Source organism: Pedobacter sp. 01T416_2 (assembly GCF_056398925.1).
Map to the genome: position 1 here is coordinate 1 of NZ_JBFTQI010000825.1, position 2,470 is coordinate 2,470.

Consider the following 2,470-nt stretch of genomic DNA (forward strand, 5'->3'; position numbering starts at 1 on the left):
GCATTAAGAGCTGCAGGTTTATCGGTAGCTGGCTTAGCGGCAATTTTCACTTACGGTTTCGAAAAAGCAGACGAAAATTTCGCAGCTGCAAAATGTCGTTACTTAACCTTATCAAGCTATGGTGCTTTAATCGATTATGCTGCCGAGCACAGCATTATTGCCAAAAGTGATATGGAATTATTAGGTAAATGGCGTTTAAATCCTTCAGAATGGGGACAAGGACAAGTTTTGAGTCCGGAGTCTTAAGTTTTGAGTAAAAACAAAAATCTATAAAAAATATATAATGACTGTTATTGAAAGCGCAGTAGAGGTAAATAAACCAGTTGCAGAGGTTTATGCATTTCTATCCAATATGAACAATCATCAGCAACTGATGCCAGAAAATATTTACAACTGGGAATCTACAGAAGATGATGCACGGTTTACCATCCAAAATATGGCAAAATTGGCCATTAAGATTTCGAGCCGTATCGAAAATCAGGAAATAACAGCAATTCCGAGTGAAAAAGCACCTTTTGATGTGGAGTTAAAGTGGACTGTAGCAGATAATGGAAACGGAACAACTACAGCTAAACACATTATCTCAGCTGATCTGAACATGATGATGAAAATGCTGGCATCTGGTCCACTACAAAAACTGGCCGATCACCAAACGGAAAAACTGAAAGAAACTTTAGGATAGATATCACAGATTTAAGTGATTTCACAGATTTAAAAGACGAAGTAACCTTCGTCTTTTTTTATCCGTAAAAATTCCATTGCGTTCTTTTATCAGCACATTATTTTAATACCTTAGTTTTCGAATAACCTTTAAACTATGAACCTCAGATTTTTCCAGGTAACTGCTTTATTTTTTGCCCTTGCTCCTATTTCCAAAACACTTGCTCAATCGATCGCCGCTTTAAAAACCGAATATTTGGTTAACCCGATCGGCTTAGATAATCCAAATCCGCGTTTTACATGGCAAATGAACGACGCCAATCAGGGTGCAAAACAAACAGCCTACCGCGTTCTGGTAGATACCGATTCGGCTTCGCTTGTTAAAGCCGGTGCAAAACTTTGGAATGCAGGCTGGGTTAAATCAGATGACAATTTGGTTATTTATTCGGGCCAGTCACTAAAACCTTTTACTAAATATTATTGGAGGGTTGATATTGTTGATGGAAGCCAAAAGAAATCAAACAAAGTGTATATCGCCAGCTTCGAAACCGGGATGATGAAAATGGAAAACTGGCAAGGTGCGTGGATTTCGGATAATGAAAATACCAAGCTTAAGCCTGCACCCTATTTCCGAAACACCTTTACTACGGTTAAAAAAATCAAGTCGGCCAGGGCTTACATCGCAGCAGCTGGCTTGTACGAACTCTCCATCAACGGCAAAAAAATTGGCAACCATCGCCTCGACCCGATGTATACCCGTTTTGATAGAAGAACATTATACGTTACCTATGATGTAACCGAGGCCATCAGCAAAGGCAAAAATGCTATTGGCGTACTGTTGGGCAATGGCTGGTACAACCACCAATCGACCGCAGTTTGGTATTTCGACCGTGCCCCCTGGCGCAACAGGCCAACTTTTTGTCTTGATGTACGCATCACTTATGAAGATGGTACAACCGAAACCATTAAATCAGGTAAGGAATGGAAAACAGCTTTAAGTCCGATTATTTTTAATAGTATTTATACCGCCGAGCATTATGATGCCCGCCTTGAAAAAGCAGGCTGGAACACGCCAGATTTTGACGATACAGATTGGAAAAATGTGATGTACCGTTCAGCACCATCTAAAAATATTGTTGCACAGGCCATGCACCCTATCCGTAATGTTGAAGAAATAGCAAGCAAAAGTTTAAGAAAGTTTAGCGACACCACTTATCTTTTCGATCTGGGCAGGAATATTTCAGGGGTAAGCAAAATCACGGTAAGCGGACCTGCCGGAACTGTTATAAAACTAAAGCACGGCGAGCGTTTATATACCAACGGACACGTAGACATCTCCAATATTGATGCCCATTACCGGCCAACTGATAATACTGATCCATTTCAGACGGATATCCTGATTTTGAATGGAAAAGGTGAACAAAGTTTTATGCCGCATTTCAATTATAAGGGTTTTCAATATGTAGAAGTGAGCAGCTCCGCTCCCATCCAATTAAAAAAAGAAGATCTGGTAGGCTATTTTATGCATAGTGATGTGCCAATTGCGGGTGAGGTTAAATCTTCAGAGCCGATCATCAATAAAATCTATTACGCCACCAACAATTCTTACCTATCAAATCTTTTTGGCTATCCTACAGATTGTCCACAGAGAGAGAAAAATGGCTGGACAGGCGACGCACAGATCGCGATAGAAACCGGTCTTTATGGCTTTGACGGCATTACCATTTACGAAAAATGGCTCGCCGATCACCGCGATGAACAACAGCCAAATGGCGTTTTACCTTCCATTATCCCTACCGATGGATGGGGT

2 protein-coding genes and 1 pseudogene are annotated in these 2,470 nt (G+C 40.7%); all 3 read left to right on the plus strand.

Annotated elements, in window-relative coordinates:
* Window positions 1-246: pseudogene (locus AC1DPQ_RS24625) on the plus strand (orotate phosphoribosyltransferase); the annotation flags it as partial.
* Window positions 247-283: 37 nt separating this feature from the next.
* Complete coding sequence (locus AC1DPQ_RS24630) at window positions 284-682, plus strand: SRPBCC family protein (protein ID WP_477585521.1); 399 nt, start codon at window positions 284-286, stop codon at window positions 680-682.
* Between the two features lie 135 nt (window positions 683-817).
* The coding region (locus AC1DPQ_RS24635) for a family 78 glycoside hydrolase catalytic domain (protein WP_477611174.1) at window positions 818-2,470 on the plus strand (1,653 nt) is incomplete at its 3' end.

Bases quoted from the DNA above. Each gene is read 5' to 3' on its own strand.
- AC1DPQ_RS24630 (WP_477585521.1), top strand. From the start codon at position 284: ATGACTGTTATTGAAAGCGCAGTAGAGGTAAATAAACCAGTTGCAGAG.